Source organism: Ruegeria sp. HKCCSP346 (assembly GCF_017872595.1).
Lineage (GTDB): Bacteria > Pseudomonadota > Alphaproteobacteria > Rhodobacterales > Rhodobacteraceae > Ruegeria.
The window spans coordinates 525650-544065 of sequence record NZ_JAEDOT010000002.1; the positions used below are offsets into that span (position 1 = coordinate 525650).

The following is an 18416-nucleotide window of genomic DNA, read 5'->3' on the forward strand; positions in this document are numbered from 1 at the left end:
CGTTACTGAATACTCACCGTAATGCGTTGCGTGTCACCGGTGGAACCGGGGATGCGAATTTCATGACTGCCGGGTTTGATCGCGATAAACGACAATTCGGCGACGCCGGCCTTGTCAAACTCGATGCTGTCCACCGCCATAGGACGGATCTCGATCTTGTTGATCACGATCTCATTCATCCAGATCGCGCGAAAGAAAGACGGCCCCTCGATGGCCAATTCCGCCGAACCGTCAGCGGTGATCTCAAGCTTGTAATACGCGCCGGATTGCAGAACCACGTCCTCACCCAACGGTTGCCCCGAAGCAAGCGTCAGCTTGATGGTTTCCCCGCGGTTGCATTTCGCCAGAAGCCCGGCAAATCCCAGATCATCGCAAAGAGGTGCCGCCGATATCGGCCCACCGAGCGCCGCGACCATGGCCGCGATCATAAGTTTCTTCATTCCTGTCCCTCCCAGAACTTCAGTCAATGGTCACCACACCCCAGGGCTGTTGCCCGACCTGCACCGATTTGATCGCCTTTTCAGCGGCGACATCGATGATGGTGATGTCGTTTGAATTGCCATTCGTGGTCAGCAGATATTTTTCGTCCGGTGTGAAGTCCAACTGCCAGACCCGCTGCCCCACCAAGATATAGTCCAGCACTTCAAGACTTTGCGCGTCAACGACGGCAACCCGGTTTGCGGGCCCCAAAGCAACGAACAGGCGTTTGCCATCCGATGTCACCTTGGCACCGACAGGCTGCAACCATTCCGGCTGCACGCCCGCTACTTCGAAGCTGATCTTGCCGACAACCGTCGGCGTTCCGTCTTCTGCAATATCCATGACCGTGACGGTTCCGCCGATTTCCGATGTCACGAACAGGCGCTTTCCATCCGCTGTATACTGGGCATAGCGCGGGCGCTGGTCGACCAGGACATTATGCTTGATAGAATAATCCTCGGTGGAAATGAAATGCGCCATGTTGGTGGTCTCGGACGTATTGACCACGAACTTGGCGTCGGGGCTGATCCCCATGCCCTCGGGCTCGACGCCGACCGGAACCTCGGCCAGAATGGTGCGGGTTTCAGTGTCCGTGACCGTCACCAGGTTGTCGTCCTCATTGGCGATATAGAGCCGCTTGCCCGAGGGTTCGAGAATGAAAAGCTCGGGGTCCGGACCAGAGGGCAAACTGGGAAGTTCCTCATAGGTCTCTGTATCAAATACTCGGATAATATTGTCATCCGAGGCACAGACATACAGCGTGCCGCCATCCGGACTGACGGTGATCCCGCGCGGTCGGTTGCCGCCTGGAAATTCGGTGATCACCTCCCAGGTTTCGGTATCAACCACGGTAATCGTATTGCCCCGCTCGTTCGAGACAAAAGCCTTGCCCGCAAACACGGGACCCGCGGTCAGCGCAACACAGGCAACAGTCAACAAAAGTCGTTTCATCAATACCTCCGGTTACTCAAATGCGTGACAGCTGGATTCCGCCCGATCCAATCCCATCGTATCGAGCGGTGAGGCCTGGTGCAGAAACCCCTCTTGCGGACTGACGCTGACAGTGATCGACCCGTCATACAGAAGGATCGGCTGACGCAACTGCCCGTTCCATTCGCGGAATGTCACTTTCTGTCCTTTGAATGCGGCAAGCTCAAACTCGTCCGACAGAGCATAATCCCGAACACCTTCGGGCTCTGCCGTACTGGCACGGGTAACGGCCTCGCCGATCACGCGCAGTGCAAGCCAGGTGTTGTAGTCTTCGGGGCGGACATAACGGCCTGTCAGATCCTCGAAACGGGTCTGGAACTGGGTCGCGCCCCATGCCTCATGCGCGCCGTGAAACGTCGTCGGACGCAAGCCGCCTGACCCCATCACCGGGCGCGGAGTCCAAAGGTGATAGGACAGATAGCGCGCGAAATAATCAGTTTCGTCTGCGGCAATCACAACGTCATGGTCTCGCGCATCTTGCGTGTCCAATGGCAATTGGCGCTGAACAAGGACGTGACCTGAATCCGTTCTACGAGACCCACCGGTATCCGCAAAGGTTCGATCTTCTGCAATCTTCGCGCCGAACTTTTTGGCTGCGCGGCGATACGCGTCTGCAAGCTGGACATCCTCGGGGTTGGATCCCGCCAACAGGAACCAGTCGCCCCATTTCTTCCAGACGGCAAACTGTGCAACCGCATCGGCCTTCATGGCGCGGGACGGGGCGATATGAAGCAGGTTGCCCCGGCAGTTTGCGTCGCGAAGATCGACATCAGGTGCAGACACGTTGAAAACAAGCGCCCCGGACTCTGCCGCCTTGTCCGTCAGGCGCAACATGTCAGGCGCTTTGGCCAAAAGGACGATCAGGCGCACGCCTCCGGCAAGGATCTGGTCCATTGCGGCGTCAGCCTCTTCCGGCAGAACGGCCATCGTGATGGTCTCGTAGGTATGTCCCAGAAATCCGCCCGTGGTTCCGTTATCCTCATCCCCAAGCGCGGCACCGGCAAACCCCAGGTCGTCCGGTTTCAGATCATATCGCGAGATCGGCAGAAGCGACGGATAGTCGATCCGCAGCACCGCAGCCTTCACATCCAGCGCCGCGGCGGTCATCGCGGATGCACACCAAAGAAGCGCCGCAAGCAGCGGCAGCAGGCGAGTATTCAAGATGTCCTCCCGTTGCCTGAAAGTCAGAGTTCAGATTGAAACACCAGGAGCATAGCGCCCCGAAAAACGGAACCGATACTTTTGGCCGTGTTGTAAAACAAAGCCTATCAGCTTCATCATTGAGCTCGATTCTTATTTTATAAGAATGCGCGTATATGGTTGATCTTGCTGCGGTTTCCCGCGACACCCGCCGATTTTTCAGGGGGTGTGACGGGTGACTGGCGAGGTGCGCCCGGCCGTCAGGTCTGACAGAAGAAACGCCGCGAGCGCGCAGCGTCTGCCAACGCTCTGCGCATTCAGGGAGGACATGGAATGCATCGACGATTTCTTCTTGCCGCAACCGCCGCTCTGCTGGTTCCGGGTCTGGTTTGGGCCCACGGGCCGACCCGGCAGAAAGTCACGCTGACTGCCGAGGTCGCAGCCTCACCAGAGGAAGTCTGGGCCGTTGTCGGGAACTTTGATGACATGTCGTGGCATCCGGCTGTGTTTGCGACCGAAGGAAACGGCGGCAACGAGGTCGATGCGACCCGATTGCTGACACTTGGCCAGGAAGGCGGTCCGACGATCAATGAAATTCTGTACAAGTACAGCGCGGAAAAAATGAGCTACTCCTACCGGATCACCGAGGTCGCGGTAGAGGTGCTGCCTGTCACCAACTATTCGTCGCATCTGACGGTAAAACCGCGCGACGGAGGTGGTTCGATCATCGAATGGCGCGGTGCCTTCTATCGCGGGTATCCAAACAACGATCCTCCGGCCGAGTTGAATGACGAAGCCGCCATTGCCGCCGTGACCGGCGTCTATCAGGCGGGTCTCGACGCGTTGATCGAGCGGTTCGGTGCGGCAAGTTAGCCAACTGCTGATGTTGTTTTTGGCGCTCTCTGGCAGCCCGACACTGGCACAGACAGCATTCATCACCTGTCAGAACGGTGAGGAACTAAGCCGGATGGATCTTGCGCGGATGCAGGAAACGGCCCGCTGGCCCCTTCCTGGCAAGCCTGCGGGTGTGGCGGTTGGTCTGGATGAGACGCTGTTCACCGTGTCCCCGGACAGCAAAATGGTCAGGCGTTTGTCTGCCGAGACCGGTGAAACGATCGCACAAGATACGCTTGAAGGGGGGCCGATTGGAATCGCACTGGATCAGGATCGCGGGCGGGTTTTCGTCTCGGACTGGTACAACGCCCGACTGTGGGTGCTGGACAGTGAAACTCTGAAAGTTCAATCCGAGTTGCCCACTGGAGCCGCCCCGGCGGGTATTGCGATGTCGAAAGACGGGCGTTTTCTGGCGTCGGCCGACAAGGACGCGGACCAGGTGTCGGTTTTCGATGCCGACACTCTTCAGCCTCTGCACCGCAGCCCGGTTGGATCACGCCCCTTCGGGCTGCGTTTTGACCCGGATGGGCGTCTGTTCGTCGGCAATGTCGGCAGCAATGATGTCAGCGTGGTCGATGCAGAAACTGGCGCCGTTCTCGCAACGGTCCCGGTCGGGGAACGCCCTTACGGCATCGCCTTCGCCCACGGCCGGGCGTTCGTCACGAACCAATATGCCAATACGCTCAGCGTCATATCTCTGGAGACGCTCGAACATGAGGGCGTGATTGATGTTGGAGAATACCCCGAAGGCATTGATGCGACGGCGGGCGAAGATCTTCTGGTCATCGCAAACTGGTTCGACAACACCGTCAGCATCGTGGACCCGCAGGCACTGTCGGTGGTAGAAACTATGGAAACCTGTGATGGGCCCCGTGCCTTTGGCAGGTTCCTGCAAGGAGGACGACCATGAAAGTTTCTCATCTGATTGCAGTCCTGTTCTGTGTGCTGGCGGCTCCGGTTTGGGCATCCAACGAGGCATGGGAAAATGTCCGAGCGATGTTGTATGGCGACCGACTGATGCAAAACGGAGATGCGTTCATCGCGATTGATGCCCCCTATCGCACGCCCGATGATGCGCGGGCTCAACTGGCGGCTCAGGTTGCGGCCCCTCAGGGGACGAAAGTGGCCAAGGTGACGTTGGTGCTGGACGAAAACCCGATGCCGGTTTCTGCCGTGTTCGAGTTGGAAGAACCATTGCCGGGTTTCTACTTCGACGTGACCATGCGCGTGAACGGCCCGACCCCGATGCATGTCATCGCCGAAACCACGGATGGCCGCCTTTGGGTATCGGAAACTTTCGTCAAAACCTCGGGCCTTGGCGCTTGCGCGGCACCTCCCGGAACTGATCCGGAACTGGCGTTGGCAAACCTTGGAACGATGGAGGCCGAACTGGTGGGCCGCGTCCCTGCGTTGAACACGCGGGCACGATTGTCCAGCCTGGGGGCGAACCGGGCCAACAAGATGGATCTGAACATTGATCACCCGTCGCATTCCGGTATGCAGATGGATCAGATTTCCCTGCTGTTCATCCCGATGCGATATGTAGAGACCGTGGATATCGATCTTGATGGCGCGGGGTATGTCCAGATGACGGGGTCGATTTCACTGTCCGAAAACCCAAGGGTCGGCATTTCCGTTCCAAGCAGGGCGCAAGCGGTTGACGTGACCATGACGGATACGGACGGCACGGTCAGTCACTTACACAAAAAACTGGCGGGTTTTTAGATCAGCCGCCTCCGGCAACGGGCTGGCCCGGGGCTGGCTTTACACGTTCCAGCGGATAGCCCCACAAGGCCCAGCCGTCGGTACCTTCCGGGAACCAATAGACTTTGGTGTATCCCCATTCGATTGCGCGTCGGGCGGCATTCCAGCTCATCCAGCAATCTTCCAGACAAAAGAACACGAGACCGTGGTCGATATCGCCATCGGTGCTGGCTTCTAGACCGGTACGAAAATAGTCTGTCGTAACATCGGCAATTGCGCCGTAGCCGACATTGGGCAACCACAGTGATCCCGGAATGCTGTCGCGCGGCTTGTCGCGCCAGATCGTGCCTTCAGGCAGATTGGCCGGTTTGGGCGGCTGCGGCAAAACGTCGATGAACGCGACGCTTTGTTCCTGCCATAGGCCGTACGCCTCTTCCGGGCCGATGACCGTCCCGCCGGTTATCTGATCCGGCACCGGCGCGCGGTAGTGGTCCATGCGATAATCACCTGGTTCGGGTACTGTCTGCGCTATTGCGGCAGTCGAGATCAACGCAATTGCCACCGTTGCCCGCATCATTGCGACAGGTCCAGAACCTCTGTCCCCAGATCATTCACCAAGGGAACACCGGCCTCGGCCAATAACGAATTGATCCCGCCCTGGTTACGCCGGATCAGGGAATTCAGCTGTCTTTGCCAAACCTTCTCACCCTGCCGCACGCCCATGGTGATTCGATAGAACAGGCGCGGTGGCAGCTCTTCCTTGACCAGCGGGATCACCTTGAAATCAGGATAGTCTGCCTTGACCAGTGGTCCGCCCAGCGGACCCCAAAGAATGGCCGCATCGATCTCACCTGTTTGCAGGTCATCCAGCATGTCGATGGCCGGGCTTTCCACACGTCGGTCAACGAAGAGGTTATAAGGCTTGGCTTGCCCGATCAGCCCGTTCCGCGCCATATGAGCCGCGGGTGGTGTACCCGCCACGATCCCGATCCGTTTCCCTTTGAGCAGGGGAGCGTTCAGCCTGTCCACCTGGGCCAGATCACTGTCCATTGGCACGATCAGCGCATAGGCGGACGTGTAGTAGTGGTTGGTGTTCTGCACCAGCTCATGACCTTGCGCATAACCGATCACCACATCGCAACGTTTGGCGGCCAGCGTGTTCCGTATGAAGCCCGTCGCCTGCGGAAACCAGACATATTGCACGGGCAATTCCAGCTTTGCGGCAATCAATTCGGCCAGTTTGTTTTCAAATCCCGATCCATCCTCGGATGACATGGGATAGTTGGCTGGATCCGCACAGACGCGAAAAGCCGTTCTTGAAACCAGGTCAGACGTCTGCGCCGACACGGGCACTGCCTGACAAAGCCAGACGCAAAGTCCGAAAATCGGCAGGCAGGCCTTAGCCCATACACGCATCTTCATCCTCGCGGATCACGTCGGATTTCGCCTCTTTCTTGGGCGGGCGGCCACGCGGGATCGCGCCCGATCCATGAGCCTTCAAGTATACATAGATGTCATCCAGAAAGCACATCACATTCGGGTTGTCGCCAAATCCCGGCATTACCGAGTTTTCAGCGGCGTTCACCACCTGGCGGCCATTGGTGACGACATCAACGAAGTCGTAATAATCCATTTCCAACGCAGACTCCTTCAGAGCCGGCGCATAGGTCGAGCCCTCGCCATCCGGGCCGTGACAGACATGGCATTCCGCGTGATAGCGCCGGAAACCCGAAAATGTCATCCAGTCCACGGTTCCATCCTCGGCCACGTTGAATGTCGGGATATCGTCTTCGGTGTAATACCGTCCATCTTCGGAATACGCGACTGCCAGATTGTCAGCGATCGCGGCAACAGGAAGGCACAATGCAAGAATTGAAGCCAGAAGACGTACAGAATGGTTCATGGAACGCTCGTTTCTTTTCAAGTGAATACCGGCGCGGCCCGATTGAACCGCGCCGGCCAGATCTTTGGCTTAGTTCGGCAATGCGAACACGGTCAGCTGACCGCCCAGCGCGGTATAGTCGCTGAGTGCGGCATAGCCACCCACGGCGCCCAGACCGTCATTCGGGTTGGTCAAACCAGCCGCCAGACCGATACCGGCCCAGCCACCGACACCGGACAGGATGCCGATATACTGCTTGCCACCTTGCTCGTACGTCATCACGTTGCCGATGATGCCAGAGGGCGTTTTGAACTTGTACAGTTCTTCACCTGTTTCTGCATGAACAGCCTTCAGATACCCTTCGAGCGTTCCATAGAAGACAACGTCACCCGCTGTCGCCAGCGCACCCGACCAGACCGAGAACTGCTCTGGCAGTGACCACTTGATGCTTCCATCAGTGTTGTCCCAGGCAATGAAGTTGCCCATGCCACCATGGCTGTCTGGTGCCGGATACATCGCCAGAGTTGCACCCACATAGGGCTGACCAGCGGTATAGGACACGCGGAACGGCTCATAATCCATGCAGACATGGTTGGTTGGCACATACATCAACTGAGTCTTCGGCGAATAGGCCGCAGGCTGTTGGTCCTTGGTGCCCAAAGCCGCCGGGCAGATACCGGTCGAGTTCACGTCCTCGCCGTTCTGTTCCGTCGAATACTGCGCAACCACGGCCGGGCGGCCATAGGTTTCGCTGTTGGGATCCATGTCGACGCCAGTTGTCCAGTTCACAACCGGGTCGAATTTTTCGGCCACCAGCAGCTCGCCCGTCACGCGGTCCATGGTGTAACCAAGACCGTTGCGGTCGAAATGGGTCAGCAACTTGCGCTGCTCGCCATCAATTTCCTGTTCCGTAAGGATCATTTCATTGATGCCGTCATAGTCCCATTCATCATGCGGCGTCATCTGGTAGAACCATCTTGCCACGCCGGTGTCGATGTCACGCGCCATGATGGTCATGGACCAGCGGTTGTCGCCCGGACGCTGCGCCGGGTTCCAGGTCGACGGGTTCCCGGTGCCATAGTACATCAGGTTCTCGTCCAGATCCGCGGAATACCAGCCCCATGTGGTGCCGCCGCCGATCTTCCACTGATCGCCTTCCCAGGTGTTTGTACCCGAGTCCGCGCCAACCGGCTTACCCAGATGGGTGGTCTTTTCCGGATCAACAAGAATGTCCGAATCCGGCCCCATGGAATAGGCCCGCCAGACCTGCTCGCCCGAGTTCATGTCATAGGCCGTAACAGACCCGCGCACACCGAATTCGCCACCCGAGATACCGACGATGACCTTGTCCTTGATTGGCAACACCGTGGCCGTGTTGGTTTCACCAATCGCCGGGTCGCCATTCTGGACTTCCCAGACGACATCGCCGGATTTGGCATCAAGCGCCACAACCTTGGTGTCGGCCTGATGCAGGAAGATCTTGCCATCCGCATAAGCCACACCGCGGTTCACCGTGTCACAGCACATGACCGGAATCACGTCCGGATCCTGCTTGGGCTCATACTTCCAGACGATTTTGCCCTCATTTGCCAGATCCAAAGCATAGACAATGTTCGGGAACGGCGTGTGGACATACATCATGTCACCAATCACCAGCGGTGAACCCTCGTGCCCGCGCAGAACACCGGTCGAGAAGGTCCACGCCACTTGCAGATCACCTACATTGTCTGCGTTGATCTGATCCAGTTCGGAATAGCGCTGATTTTTGTAGTCACCCGTCTGGATCGCCCATTGTTTTGCGTTCTCCATCTGGGCAACCAGGTCGTCATTTGCATAGGCCGTGGTGGCCAGTGCAATGGCAATCCCGGAGGTCCAAAGCGATAGATTTTTCATTCAATCTCCTCCCTTTCGTGCAGCGATCTCTCTCTGCATTGCAACACCTCACCCAGGTCGGATTACGGTGTCTGTTGATGCTCGCCCCGACCGACGGTTTTCCGGTCGCTTAGGTGGGAGAGCAATGCGATCTCCTACGACCCGCTGTCCTCAAAGGTCGCAAGATATGCTATGATGTTGGCCCGATCGTCCTCTTTTCGCAGCCCGGCGAAGGTCATCTTGATCCCCTTCGCGTAGTCGCGCGGTTTCGTCAGAAACGCGTCCAGTTCTTCGGGTGTCCAAACCAGCCCTTCTTCGGACAGCGAAATCAACACCGGTGAATAGCCAAATCCTTCTACGGTTGCGGCCTGACGTCCAACAATGCCGTTCAGCATCGGCCCCACCTTGTTTTCAGCCCCCTCGCCCACCGCATGGCAGGCCTTGCACTTGCGAAAGACTTTCTCACCCGCTTCGGGGTCGCCTTCGGCACTTGCGAAGGCGGGGGAAAGCATGAGGCAGGTTGCTGCGAATACCGTTCTGATCACTATCAATCTTTCCTTGCTATTTTCATTGGCTGAGACGTTCCGCGTGCCATTCGACATGGTCGCGCGCAAAACTGTTCACGAAGAAATACGAATGGTCATACCCTTCCTGAATTCTGATCTGTCCGGGCTGGCGGCGCTTTGCCATCATGTTGGCCAACGCTTCGGGTTTGAGCAGATCAAGGAACTGATCATCCGCGCCCTGATCAATCAGCAGGTCACCTTTCCAGCCGTGCTCTTCCAGCAGCAGGGTGGCGTCATGCGCGACCCAGGTGTTTTCGTCGTCACCCAGATAGCTGCTGAGCTGTTTACGGCCCCAATCCGACCGCGTCGGGTGCGCAATCGGCGCAAATGCCGAAAGAGACCCGAATTTGTCGGAGTTGCGTATCGCGATCGTAATCGCACCGTGCCCACCCATGGAATGGCCCGTGATCCCGTGACGATCCTGCACAGGGAAATTCTTTAGTACGATGTCGCGCAGTTCGTCGACGATGTAGTCATACATCCTGAAATGGGCCCGCCACGGGTCCCGGGTGGCGTTCACGTAAAACCCGGCCCCCTGCCCCAGATCATAGGCGTCATCATCGGCAACATTGTCACCACGCGGGGACGTATCGGGAAACACAACCGCAACACCGTAATCCGCGGCCGCCTCCTGAAATCCGCCTTTGGTCATCGCGTTTTCATGGGTGCAGGTCAGGCCGGACAAGTACCACAACACCGGCACCGGGCCGGATTTGGCCTGAGGCGGCAGGTAGACGGCAAAGGTCATCTCGCAATCACAGGTCTCGGACGCGTGGGAGTACACGGTCTGCTCCCCTCCGAAACTGCGGTTTTGCGAGATGGTTTTCAAACCCATGTCAGTACTCCACGACCGCGCGGATCGATTTACCCTGGTGCATCAGGTCAAAGCCGTGGTTGATTTCATCAAGCGTCAGCTTGTGCGTGATCATGGGGTCGATCTCGATCTTCCCGGCCATGTACCAATCCACGATCTTCGGAACATCCGTCCGGCCCTTGGCACCGCCGAACGCGGTTCCGCGCCATGACCGGCCGGTGACCAGCTGGAACGGACGCGTTGAAATCTCGGCGCCAGCGGGTGCCACACCGATGATGATGCTTTCACCCCAACCTTTGTGTGCGCATTCCAAAGCGGTCCGCATCACGCCGACATTGCCGGTCGCATCAAAGCTATAATCCGCACCGCCGCCGGTCAATTCGACCAGATGCGCCACGATATCACCGCTGACGTTCGAGGGGTTCACGAAATCGGTCATACCGAAATGAGTCGCCATTTCGGCCTTGCCGTCATTCAGGTCGACACCAACGATCTGATCACAGCCCGCCATGCGACAGCCCTGAATGACGTTCAGGCCGATCCCGCCCAGACCAAAGACCACGCAACGCGAACCAATTTCGACCTTGGCGGTGTTGATAACGGCCCCGATGCCGGTGGTCACGCCGCAGCCGATGTAACAAATCTTGTCAAACGGCGCATCCTTGCGCACCTTGGCCAGCGCAATCTCGGGCACCACGGTGTGATTGGCAAAAGTCGAACAGCCCATGTAGTGGTGGATCGGTGTGCCATCCAACATGCTGAACCGGGTCGTTCCATCCGGCAACAGACCGGCACCCTGAGTCGCCCGCACTTTCTGACACAGGTTTGTCTTGGGGTTCAGGCAATATTCGCATTCGCGGCACTCGGGTGTGTACAGCGGTATCACGTGATCGCCGACGGTTAGGCTGGTAACGCCCTCCCCGATCTCCAGAACAACCCCGGCACCCTCATGGCCCAAAATTGCAGGGAAAATCCCTTCGGGGTCATCTCCGGAACGGGTAAACTCATCCGTATGACATAGACCGGTCGCCTTGACCTCGATCAGGACTTCACCTGCTTTCGGGCCGTCCAGCTCAACCTCCATGATTTCCAGAGGTTGGCCTGCCGCCACAGCAACCGCCGCGCGTGTTCTCATCTCCGTCTGTCCTCCCATGGCACCGGAATCAACCGCAGTCCGGCAGCTTGGGTCGAGTATGGGGGCGAGCACCACGTGCAAACAATTAAGACAATGGTGTGTATTGGGTTGAATGGACTTCGCGCGCACATTTCATGCATGATGTCCGCGTGGAGGAAAGCTGTGATGTCAAACGGCAAGCTGATTGTTTTGGCGCTGGCCTGTCTGGGTGCGGCTGGCCCTGGCTTGGCAGCGGATTTCTCCGACCCAACATGGCCGTGCATTCAGCGCAAGGTCGAGGACCTTTCGCTGGGCCTCATGTGGCCGTATCAGGTTGTTGACGGCGAAACCGCTGAAAACAGTACCGACATCGACGAAATCGCCGGGCTGTTGGCCCTGAGGCGGATCGAACTGGAAGACCTTCGGCCCCAGGTTGCAGAGTTCGCCGCGCGGCACAATGGGGATCCGGATATTCTGGGTCAGGTGTTCCAGCGCGTCTTTGACACCTTGTCCAAAAGGCGCAAGCACATCATCGCGGGGATCGGAGAGTTTTCGCTCAAGCAGATCGATCTGGCCGAAAAGATTGATCTGGCCAGGGTGGAAATGGACCAAGCCCTGTCTTCCGACCCGCCCGACCATGACCGCGTTGACGCCCTGGAAGAGCAATTGGATTGGGATCAGCTTATCTATTCCGACCGTCAACGCTCGATCACCTATCTGTGTGAAACGCCGCAAATCATCGAGCGGCGCCTGTTCGCGATTTCGCAAATGCTGCAACAATTGACCTCAGACCAGGGTTAAATCAGCGCCCTCGGGGCAAGGAGGGGCACATGAAACACGTATTGATCATCTTTCTGACGCTGTCGCCCCTCTCGGCCCTGGGCCAGTCCCCACTCAGCGGCGTTGACATGACTCTGCCCAAAATGACCCAAGCGCAAATGACCCGCGCTGATGTCGTGGCCCGGCTTGCGGCTGCAACGGCCGACGCCCCTGCCGATTTCACCCGGGTCTGGCTGAACAATCTCGACTTGTCCGGGTTGGATTTCAGCAACGCGATCCTGCGAGCGACATCATTGAACGGCACCAATTTGTCGGGATCCACTCTGGACGGCGCGATTCTCAGCCAATCCTGGATGATCGGCGCCAACCTTTCAGGCGCATCGCTTGTCGGGGCCGAGCTGTTCCAGACCCAGCTCAGCCGGGCGGATCTGAGCGATACGGATTTCACAAATGCCAGAACAGCCGCCGATTTTACCAAGGCCAATCTGAACCGGGCAGTATTCAAAGGGGCGGATTTTTCGGCCGACATGCGCAACCAATCCATGGGGCTTATGCGCGGTGTTCTGTCCTCGGCTCGTGGATCGGACGTGGATTTCACTGATGCGCAAATGTCCCGCGCCGATCTGGAATTTGCCAAATTGCCTAACGCCAATTTCACCAATGCCGATTTGTCGATGGCCACATTGGGCGGGGCTGACCTGACAGGGGCCACTTTGTCCGGTGCCGATTTTACGAACGCCGATTTGACGGCGACGCGGCTGACTGATGTTCAGGGCGCAGATCAGGCCAATCTGAACGAAGCGAAAAACGTGGATCGGGCCATTCGCTGACCGGGCTATTCCCATTCGAGTTCGGTGAATGCGACCGTTGCATTGCGCGGGTTGTAGGTGTCAAACAAGTCCCAGTGCACTGCTTCTTCCTGAGCGATCGTTTCAACCGCATCCCCCAACCGCTGGCCACTGTCGATTGCTTTGCGTGTGTCGCTTTCCAGCACGTTCAAATAGCGCATCATATCCTCGGCCCCTTCAGGCCACGCCAGGATCGGCCCACCATGGCCCGGTACGATTTGGGTGACCTCAAGCCCGGTCATCTGTTTCAAGACGCGTTGCCAGCCTATCAGTTGACCATCCAATGCCGGGGTGTGCCGGTGAAATACAAGATCGCCGGTGAACATGACGCCGGTGTTTGCATCCATCACGGTCAAGTCATTCCCGGTATGTGCCCGGGGCCAGGCCCGCAGGATCATTTTGCGCCCACCCAGATCAATCTCGTGCGTGGTTTCGACGGCGATGTCGACGGAAATCGGCCCGATGCCCACATAGGCGCTTTCGCCGATCGCGGCGCTCAGGCTTTCGACATAGTTGCCCAACCGGTCCAGCAACGCTCTCTCCAGCCCCACATGGCCAACAACCTGCGCAGCTGAAAGGGCCAAAGGCTCTGTACCCAATGTGTGATCGGGATGCATGTGAGTCAAAATTACGTGACTGACTGGCTTGTCCGTCTCGGCCCGAATGGCCCGCCAGACAGCCTCGCCTATCCATGGTGCCGTTCCCGTGTCAATCACTGCGACACTCTCCTGGCCAATGACAAACCCGATATTGGACACGTCGCCCAGATTGTCCGCGTCGGGTTCCGCTATCAAGCCGCGATGCACGAACAGACCCGGCGCAGCTTCTTCAAATTCCAGAGCCTGGCCAATGGGTTGGCAATAAGGCGCGCCGCTGCGCCGATCGGACAGCGGCGGAGGAGTTGATTTCAGCTTCTGCTCGCACTCAGCCTGGGATCGGGCTTCGTAACCCGGCAAAAGTTGTTCTCTGCATGGCTCTGCCGCGACCTGCGCGCATAGCAAAATTACGGCTTCAAACATGGCAGCCCTCCGACCGGAACATTGGCATAGATCTCTGCCCGAACCACCGCGCCTTTCGTCGGCATGTATTTTCCCCGCATTTTGTGGCACATTCTTGGCCACCGGTTGCCGGAGGAGACACCATGGCCAGAGCACTAGCACCCGCAGCGATCCTTTCTCTTGCGCTGTCCCTGCCTGCATGGGCACAGCAGCCGATCAAAAATCCGCTGGTCGACAGCGAAACCTGGAAGGACCTGCAATACGATGTCGTGGGCGACGCCCAGATCGGGAACGCGGACACGCTGCTTTCGCTGGACGCCCCATACCGGGCGCATGATGCCGCAACGGTGCCGATCGTTTTGAAACAGCTTGATCCCGATGCCCGGATTTCTGCTGCCACCGTCGTGATCGACGAAAACCCGGCCCCGATCGCCGGCGTCTTCAGCTTTTCACCGGCCATGGGTCAGTTGGATTTCGAGATGCGCGTTCGCGTGAACCAATATTCAAATGTTCGCGTGATCGCTGAAACGCCGGACGGGCTTCATATGACAGGCCGGTTTGTCAAAGCATCGGGCGGCTGTTCGGCACCGGCCAGCAAAGACCCAGAGGTCGCATTGGCGTCCATGGGCAAGATGAAGCTGCGCAGCTTTGGGGAAGAGGCGCAGATTTCCACATCACGCCGAGAAGCTCAGATCATGATCCGCCATCCGAACTATTCCGGCCTGCAACGCGATCAGGTGACGCAACTGTTCATCCCCGCGCATTTCATCGACCATATCGAAGTCTGGCAGGGCGATGAGTTGCTGTTCACGATGGATGGCGGCATCTCGATCTCGGAAAACCCGGCTTTCCGTTTTGCCTACAATGACAACGGCTCGACCATGTTGACGGTCAAGGCAACGGATACCGAGGGCAACACGTTCGAAAAAGACCTGCCCAAAGCAGCGGCCAGCTGACGGACGGGCCTGCGTTTATCGGAAACAGACAACCTCGGCTTCTGCCTGCGCCCGGCGCAGGTCAGCCACCATGTTTTCGGCCAGTACCGCGCTTTTGAAAAACGCCATACGCTCTCCCCCGACCCGACGCATAGACAGAACAGTTTCCGCCTGTTCATAATGCTCATACGGCAGGATCGAAGCGATCAAATCGATCGAGCATGAACACCTATCCAGCATCTCGCGGGTTTGACCGTTGGTGACCATACATGCAAACACGTAATCCGCGCGCGCCGCGGTCGGGTAGTCATTGAGCCGATCCGCAACGCTTTGTGCTGACGCTGCAATGGGCGCGGCCAGAATGCCCGCGACCAGGGCCGTAAAGGTCATGCGGCTGCGTTCCCGAATTTGGCCTGACGTTTTCATTCGCGACCCTCCTGCATTCCTTCAAACCGCATTTCCGATCGATAAACGGCCGTGCCGTCACGTTCGGAAACAGCTTCCGCCACAAGGCTCAGATACCAGCCCGGAACCTCTTCTGACACCGTGACGCGAAGAACCAGGTCTCCGAACCCTTGCATCCGGTCGCGGTTCGGATCCTCGGCGAAAGGACGCATGAAAATGGTCCGAACGGGGATGGTTCTGCCACCAATCGCCGCCTCGCCTTCGACGATCTCGGCAGGTTGAACCAGCGCATCCTTGATACGGTTTCGGATGTAAAACGGGCTGCCTCCGGCGGACTCGGCCATATCCCGGATGGCGCTTTCATAGAAAACCATGATCATCGGATTGCCGACGCTGGCCGGAAAAACACCCATGGCGCGGTGTTTGTCATCTTGGCGAAATTCCAGATGGGCCATCTCGTTCCCGTCATCCAAAAAACTGAGAGAGATAAGACCGGTATCGCGTTCCGCCGCATCGGGTCTTAGCCGGTTTGTGACGGTACGCTGATAGATCAATTCCTTGTCACGTTCGATTGTGTCCAGAACGCCATTTTGGAACAGCAAATCATAGGCTTGCTCGGCATCAACCGATGCCGCGGAAACGGCTTTCAAACTCAGAAACAAAACGGCGATGCCGCAAAGAAGCCTTCTCATAACCTGGCCCTCCCAAGGATGAGAGTATGGGCAAATCGCCCCATGTCATCGCCGACTTTTGTCGGTGTTGAGCGTTTGCGCGTGCAGGGCATTCTGTATCTTCCAAAAGATCAAGGACCGCAGCCGAGGCAGCTTGACCGGTTTCGCCATAACCGAAATTTCATGCCGCAATCCGTCTTTGCGCAACGCTTCGCTGCGATCAGCCGTGATCAGAATCGCCGGAACTTGAGTCTGCGTCATCTCTCGGATCCGGTGAATGGCCATCACGCCAGTTTCCCCATCATCCAATTGATAGTCGGCCAGAATGATATCCGGGGGCATTCCTATGTCTTTTATGAATTGCAGCGCTTCCTTCGGCGACCGAGCCGGCAGAACACTGGCGCCGTTCTGTTCCAGCCACTGGGTTGTTCCAAAAAGAACATCGCGGTCGTTTTCAATCACCAGAATGATGAAATCCAACGGCACGTCGCCCGTATTGGCCAGAAGATCCAAGGGTTCGATGGTGCTTGGCCCACTTTCGACCCTGTCCATTTCTATGCTGAACACTGAACCAATGCCAGGTTTGGACCGCAGCGACAGCTTGTGACCCAACAGCCGGCAGGCGCGGTCCACGACGGACAAACCCAGCCCCATGCCGGACCCCAATGGCACGTTTTCGGCCCGAGTGAATTCCTCGAACACGCGTTCCTGGTCTTTGCGTGCGATACCGATACCCGTATCCCAGACCTGCAAAATGACCTTGTCGCCGCGCCTGCGGCACCCCACCAGAACCCGACCACCCGGTTCGGTATACTGGATGGCATTCACGACCAAATTCTGGATCGAGCGCAACAGATAGACCGGGTCGGATTTCACGATTTCCGAACACGGAACCACATCAAGCGTCACATTCTTGCTCTCGGCCACCAGCGTTTGGTCGCCCTGTATTCCTGCAATCATCGTAGCAAGGCTAACTTCTGTGGGTGAGACCGTGTCCGGGTCAGCGGTTTCAAGCCGCGATATATCCAGCAATGAGTGCAACAGTTGTTCAGCAGATCCAAACGCACCGTCCAACCGCTCCATCATCTCATGAAGCTCTGTCTCACGCGTGATCTCCAGCAGGGTCGAGATCATGAGTTTTGCGGCATTGATCGGTTGAAGCAGGTCGTGGCTGGCGGCCGCAAGAAATCGTGTCTTGGAAGAAACCGCAGCTTCGGCGCGTTCCTTTGCGATCCGCAGCGCCTCTTCCACCCGCGCTTTTTCTTCGTATTCCTGAACCAGCTTGGCGTTGGCATGGGTCAACTCTGCCGTGCGTTCCATAACCCGGTTTTCCAGGGTTTCGGTCGCGCGTGCTTCGAACGTTACGTCTTTCAGCTCGACCAGAAAACCACCATCCGGCAGCTGGTTGACCTGAATGTCCAATACGCGGTCTGATCCGTCGCGCACACGTTTGCGCAACCAGCCACGGCTTTTCAGCTCGTGTTGCCACTTGCCGATCCTGAGTTCATCATCGGCCTTGATCAGCCCACGCGCCCGCATCAGATCCAAAAGCGTTTGCACTGGCATATTTGCCTGCAAGACGGATAGCGGCAGGTTCAGTATTTCCCGGAACCGCGCATTGTGCATCATGATCTTCGTATCTGACGAAAACGTGCAAACGCCTGAGCTCATGTTTTGGAAAACCGCCTTAAGGTAGTCCTCCTGACGGTCAATAAGGGTTTCTTTCTCATCACGGTTTCTGCGAACAACGGATGTGATATCGGTCAACAGAATGACCACATTCTGAGGCGACGTGTATTGTGCGCTGAGTTGATACCAACGATCCCCACGCAGTTCGATCACGTCGCTGGACACCATCCCGGTATGGCAATTGCGCTCAAGCGCATCCAGCATCTTCGATATGCCATTATCGGACGATACGAATTCAGGACTGTTCTGCACCAACAGAAAAAACCGACCCAGGCTGAGGCCGGGCCCGACAACATCAGACATATCCGGGAAGATCGCCTGAAACAGCTCGTTGCACAGATTCAAATCACCATCCGTGAACAGCGCAAACCCTTCTTCCATGGAAGACAGGGCCTTGACGAGGCTCTTGCGGGTTTGTTCGCGTTCGTATCTGGCGCTTTCAAGTTCGGTGGTCGCGCGTTCCAGATCCCGACTCTGCTTCATCACCTGCTGCTGCAACTCTATCGCCGATTGAAACGCCAGAAAGGCGGACGGGCCTACATCTTTCTGACGGTTGGCGCGCCGCATCAGCGCATCAATGATCTTGGCCTGTTTGGATATCTGGATCTCTGGCGGGTCGTCAGGATTAAGCATG

Annotated in this window: 20 protein-coding genes; 6 read left to right on the forward strand and 14 right to left on the reverse strand. The window is 57.5% G+C overall.

What is annotated here, in order from left to right; translation table 11 throughout:
* Positions 1-2: 2 nt before the first annotated feature.
* From I9185_RS11020 to I9185_RS11030, 3 genes are read right to left on the reverse strand one after another with little or no spacing between them, the layout of a single operon-like run.
* Positions 3-440 (reverse strand): hypothetical protein, encoded by a 438-nt coding sequence (locus I9185_RS11020; protein WP_171170174.1) that lies wholly within the window; start codon positions 438-440, stop codon positions 3-5.
* 19 nt (positions 441-459) lie between these two features.
* Positions 460-1431 carry a YVTN family beta-propeller repeat protein gene (locus I9185_RS11025; RefSeq protein WP_210093071.1) on the reverse strand — a complete coding sequence of 324 codons (972 nt, stop codon included), beginning with the start codon at positions 1429-1431 and terminating at the stop codon, positions 460-462.
* A gap of 12 nt (positions 1432-1443) precedes the next feature.
* Complete coding sequence (locus I9185_RS11030; protein ID WP_210093097.1) at positions 1444-2577, reverse strand: ABC transporter substrate-binding protein; 1134 nt, start codon at positions 2575-2577, stop codon at positions 1444-1446.
* Between the two features lie 366 nt (positions 2578-2943).
* On the opposite strand from I9185_RS11030, the gene I9185_RS11035 reads away from it, so the two are divergent.
* The 3 genes from I9185_RS11035 to I9185_RS11045 are packed head-to-tail and all read left to right on the forward strand — an operon-like array spanning position 2944 to position 5229.
* Complete coding sequence (locus I9185_RS11035) at positions 2944-3483, forward strand: SRPBCC family protein (protein ID WP_171637179.1); 540 nt, start codon at positions 2944-2946, stop codon at positions 3481-3483.
* Positions 3470-4414 (forward strand): beta-propeller fold lactonase family protein, encoded by a 945-nt coding sequence (locus tag I9185_RS11040; protein WP_348539736.1) that lies wholly within the window; start codon positions 3470-3472, stop codon positions 4412-4414. The genes I9185_RS11035 and I9185_RS11040 overlap by 14 nt, the downstream gene beginning before the upstream one ends.
* On the forward strand, positions 4411-5229 hold the full coding sequence (locus I9185_RS11045) for a quinoprotein dehydrogenase-associated SoxYZ-like carrier (protein WP_171637180.1): 819 nt from the start codon (positions 4411-4413) through the stop codon (positions 5227-5229). Before I9185_RS11040 ends, I9185_RS11045 begins: the two co-directional genes overlap by 4 nt.
* A 1-nt stretch (position 5230) precedes the next feature.
* Here the strand turns inward: I9185_RS11045 and I9185_RS11050 are convergent, their stop codons facing one another.
* From I9185_RS11050 to I9185_RS11080, 7 genes are all read right to left on the reverse strand, one after another.
* Positions 5231-5785 carry a PQQ-dependent catabolism-associated CXXCW motif protein gene (locus I9185_RS11050; RefSeq protein WP_210093072.1) on the reverse strand — a complete coding sequence of 185 codons (555 nt, stop codon included), beginning with the start codon at positions 5783-5785 and terminating at the stop codon, positions 5231-5233.
* The gene (locus I9185_RS11055) at positions 5782-6630 is read right to left on the reverse strand and encodes a substrate-binding domain-containing protein (RefSeq protein ID WP_210093073.1); all 849 of its coding nucleotides are present in this window, start codon (positions 6628-6630) and stop codon (positions 5782-5784) included. The genes I9185_RS11050 and I9185_RS11055 overlap by 4 nt, the downstream gene beginning before the upstream one ends.
* Entirely contained in the window at positions 6608-7111 is a 504-nt protein-coding gene (locus tag I9185_RS11060; protein WP_171637183.1) for a c-type cytochrome, methanol metabolism-related, read from the reverse strand. The genes I9185_RS11055 and I9185_RS11060 overlap by 23 nt, the downstream gene beginning before the upstream one ends.
* 69 nt (positions 7112-7180) lie before the next feature.
* Complete coding sequence (gene xoxF5, locus I9185_RS11065; RefSeq protein ID WP_171637184.1) at positions 7181-8983, reverse strand: lanthanide-dependent methanol dehydrogenase XoxF5; 1803 nt, start codon at positions 8981-8983, stop codon at positions 7181-7183.
* 134 nt (positions 8984-9117) lie between these two features.
* Positions 9118-9474, reverse strand: a complete 357-nt coding sequence (locus tag I9185_RS11070) for a cytochrome c family protein (RefSeq protein ID WP_171637185.1) — start codon at positions 9472-9474, stop codon at positions 9118-9120.
* 55 nt (positions 9475-9529) lie between these two features.
* Positions 9530-10363 carry an S-formylglutathione hydrolase gene (gene fghA, locus I9185_RS11075; RefSeq protein ID WP_216598307.1) on the reverse strand — a complete coding sequence of 278 codons (834 nt, stop codon included), beginning with the start codon at positions 10361-10363 and terminating at the stop codon, positions 9530-9532.
* Between the two features lies 1 nt (position 10364).
* A complete protein-coding gene (locus tag I9185_RS11080; protein WP_171637187.1) occupies positions 10365-11477 on the reverse strand; it encodes an S-(hydroxymethyl)glutathione dehydrogenase/class III alcohol dehydrogenase in 1113 nt (370 codons plus the stop codon).
* A 165-nt stretch (positions 11478-11642) separates the two neighbouring features.
* Between I9185_RS11080 and I9185_RS11085 the strand changes: the two genes are divergently transcribed.
* Together I9185_RS11085 and I9185_RS11090 are read left to right on the forward strand one after the other, a co-directional pair.
* Positions 11643-12257, forward strand: coding sequence for a hypothetical protein (locus tag I9185_RS11085; RefSeq protein ID WP_210093074.1), 615 nt, complete (start codon positions 11643-11645; stop codon positions 12255-12257).
* A gap of 29 nt (positions 12258-12286) precedes the next feature.
* The gene (locus tag I9185_RS11090) at positions 12287-13066 is read left to right on the forward strand and encodes a pentapeptide repeat-containing protein (protein ID WP_210093075.1); all 780 of its coding nucleotides are present in this window, start codon (positions 12287-12289) and stop codon (positions 13064-13066) included.
* 5 nt (positions 13067-13071) lie between these two features.
* On the opposite strand, the gene I9185_RS11095 is transcribed toward I9185_RS11090, so the two are convergent.
* Positions 13072-14103 carry a quinoprotein relay system zinc metallohydrolase 2 gene (locus I9185_RS11095; protein ID WP_210093076.1) on the reverse strand — a complete coding sequence of 344 codons (1032 nt, stop codon included), beginning with the start codon at positions 14101-14103 and terminating at the stop codon, positions 13072-13074.
* Between the two features lie 122 nt (positions 14104-14225).
* Between I9185_RS11095 and I9185_RS11100 the strand changes: the two genes are divergently transcribed.
* The gene (locus I9185_RS11100; RefSeq protein ID WP_210093077.1) at positions 14226-15038 is read left to right on the forward strand and encodes a quinoprotein dehydrogenase-associated SoxYZ-like carrier; all 813 of its coding nucleotides are present in this window, start codon (positions 14226-14228) and stop codon (positions 15036-15038) included.
* 15 nt (positions 15039-15053) lie between these two features.
* On the opposite strand, the gene I9185_RS11105 is transcribed toward I9185_RS11100, so the two are convergent.
* From I9185_RS11105 to I9185_RS11115, 3 genes are read right to left on the reverse strand one after another with little or no spacing between them, the layout of a single operon-like run.
* Positions 15054-15407, reverse strand: a complete 354-nt coding sequence (locus I9185_RS11105) for a hypothetical protein (protein ID WP_171637237.1) — start codon at positions 15405-15407, stop codon at positions 15054-15056.
* Positions 15408-15439: 32 nt separating this feature from the next.
* Positions 15440-16114 carry a hypothetical protein gene (locus I9185_RS11110; RefSeq protein ID WP_171637194.1) on the reverse strand — a complete coding sequence of 225 codons (675 nt, stop codon included), beginning with the start codon at positions 16112-16114 and terminating at the stop codon, positions 15440-15442.
* Positions 16115-16159: 45 nt separating this feature from the next.
* The gene (locus I9185_RS11115; protein ID WP_171723922.1) at positions 16160-18415 is read right to left on the reverse strand and encodes a PAS-domain containing protein; all 2256 of its coding nucleotides are present in this window, start codon (positions 18413-18415) and stop codon (positions 16160-16162) included.
* Between the last annotated feature and the right edge of the window lies 1 nt (position 18416).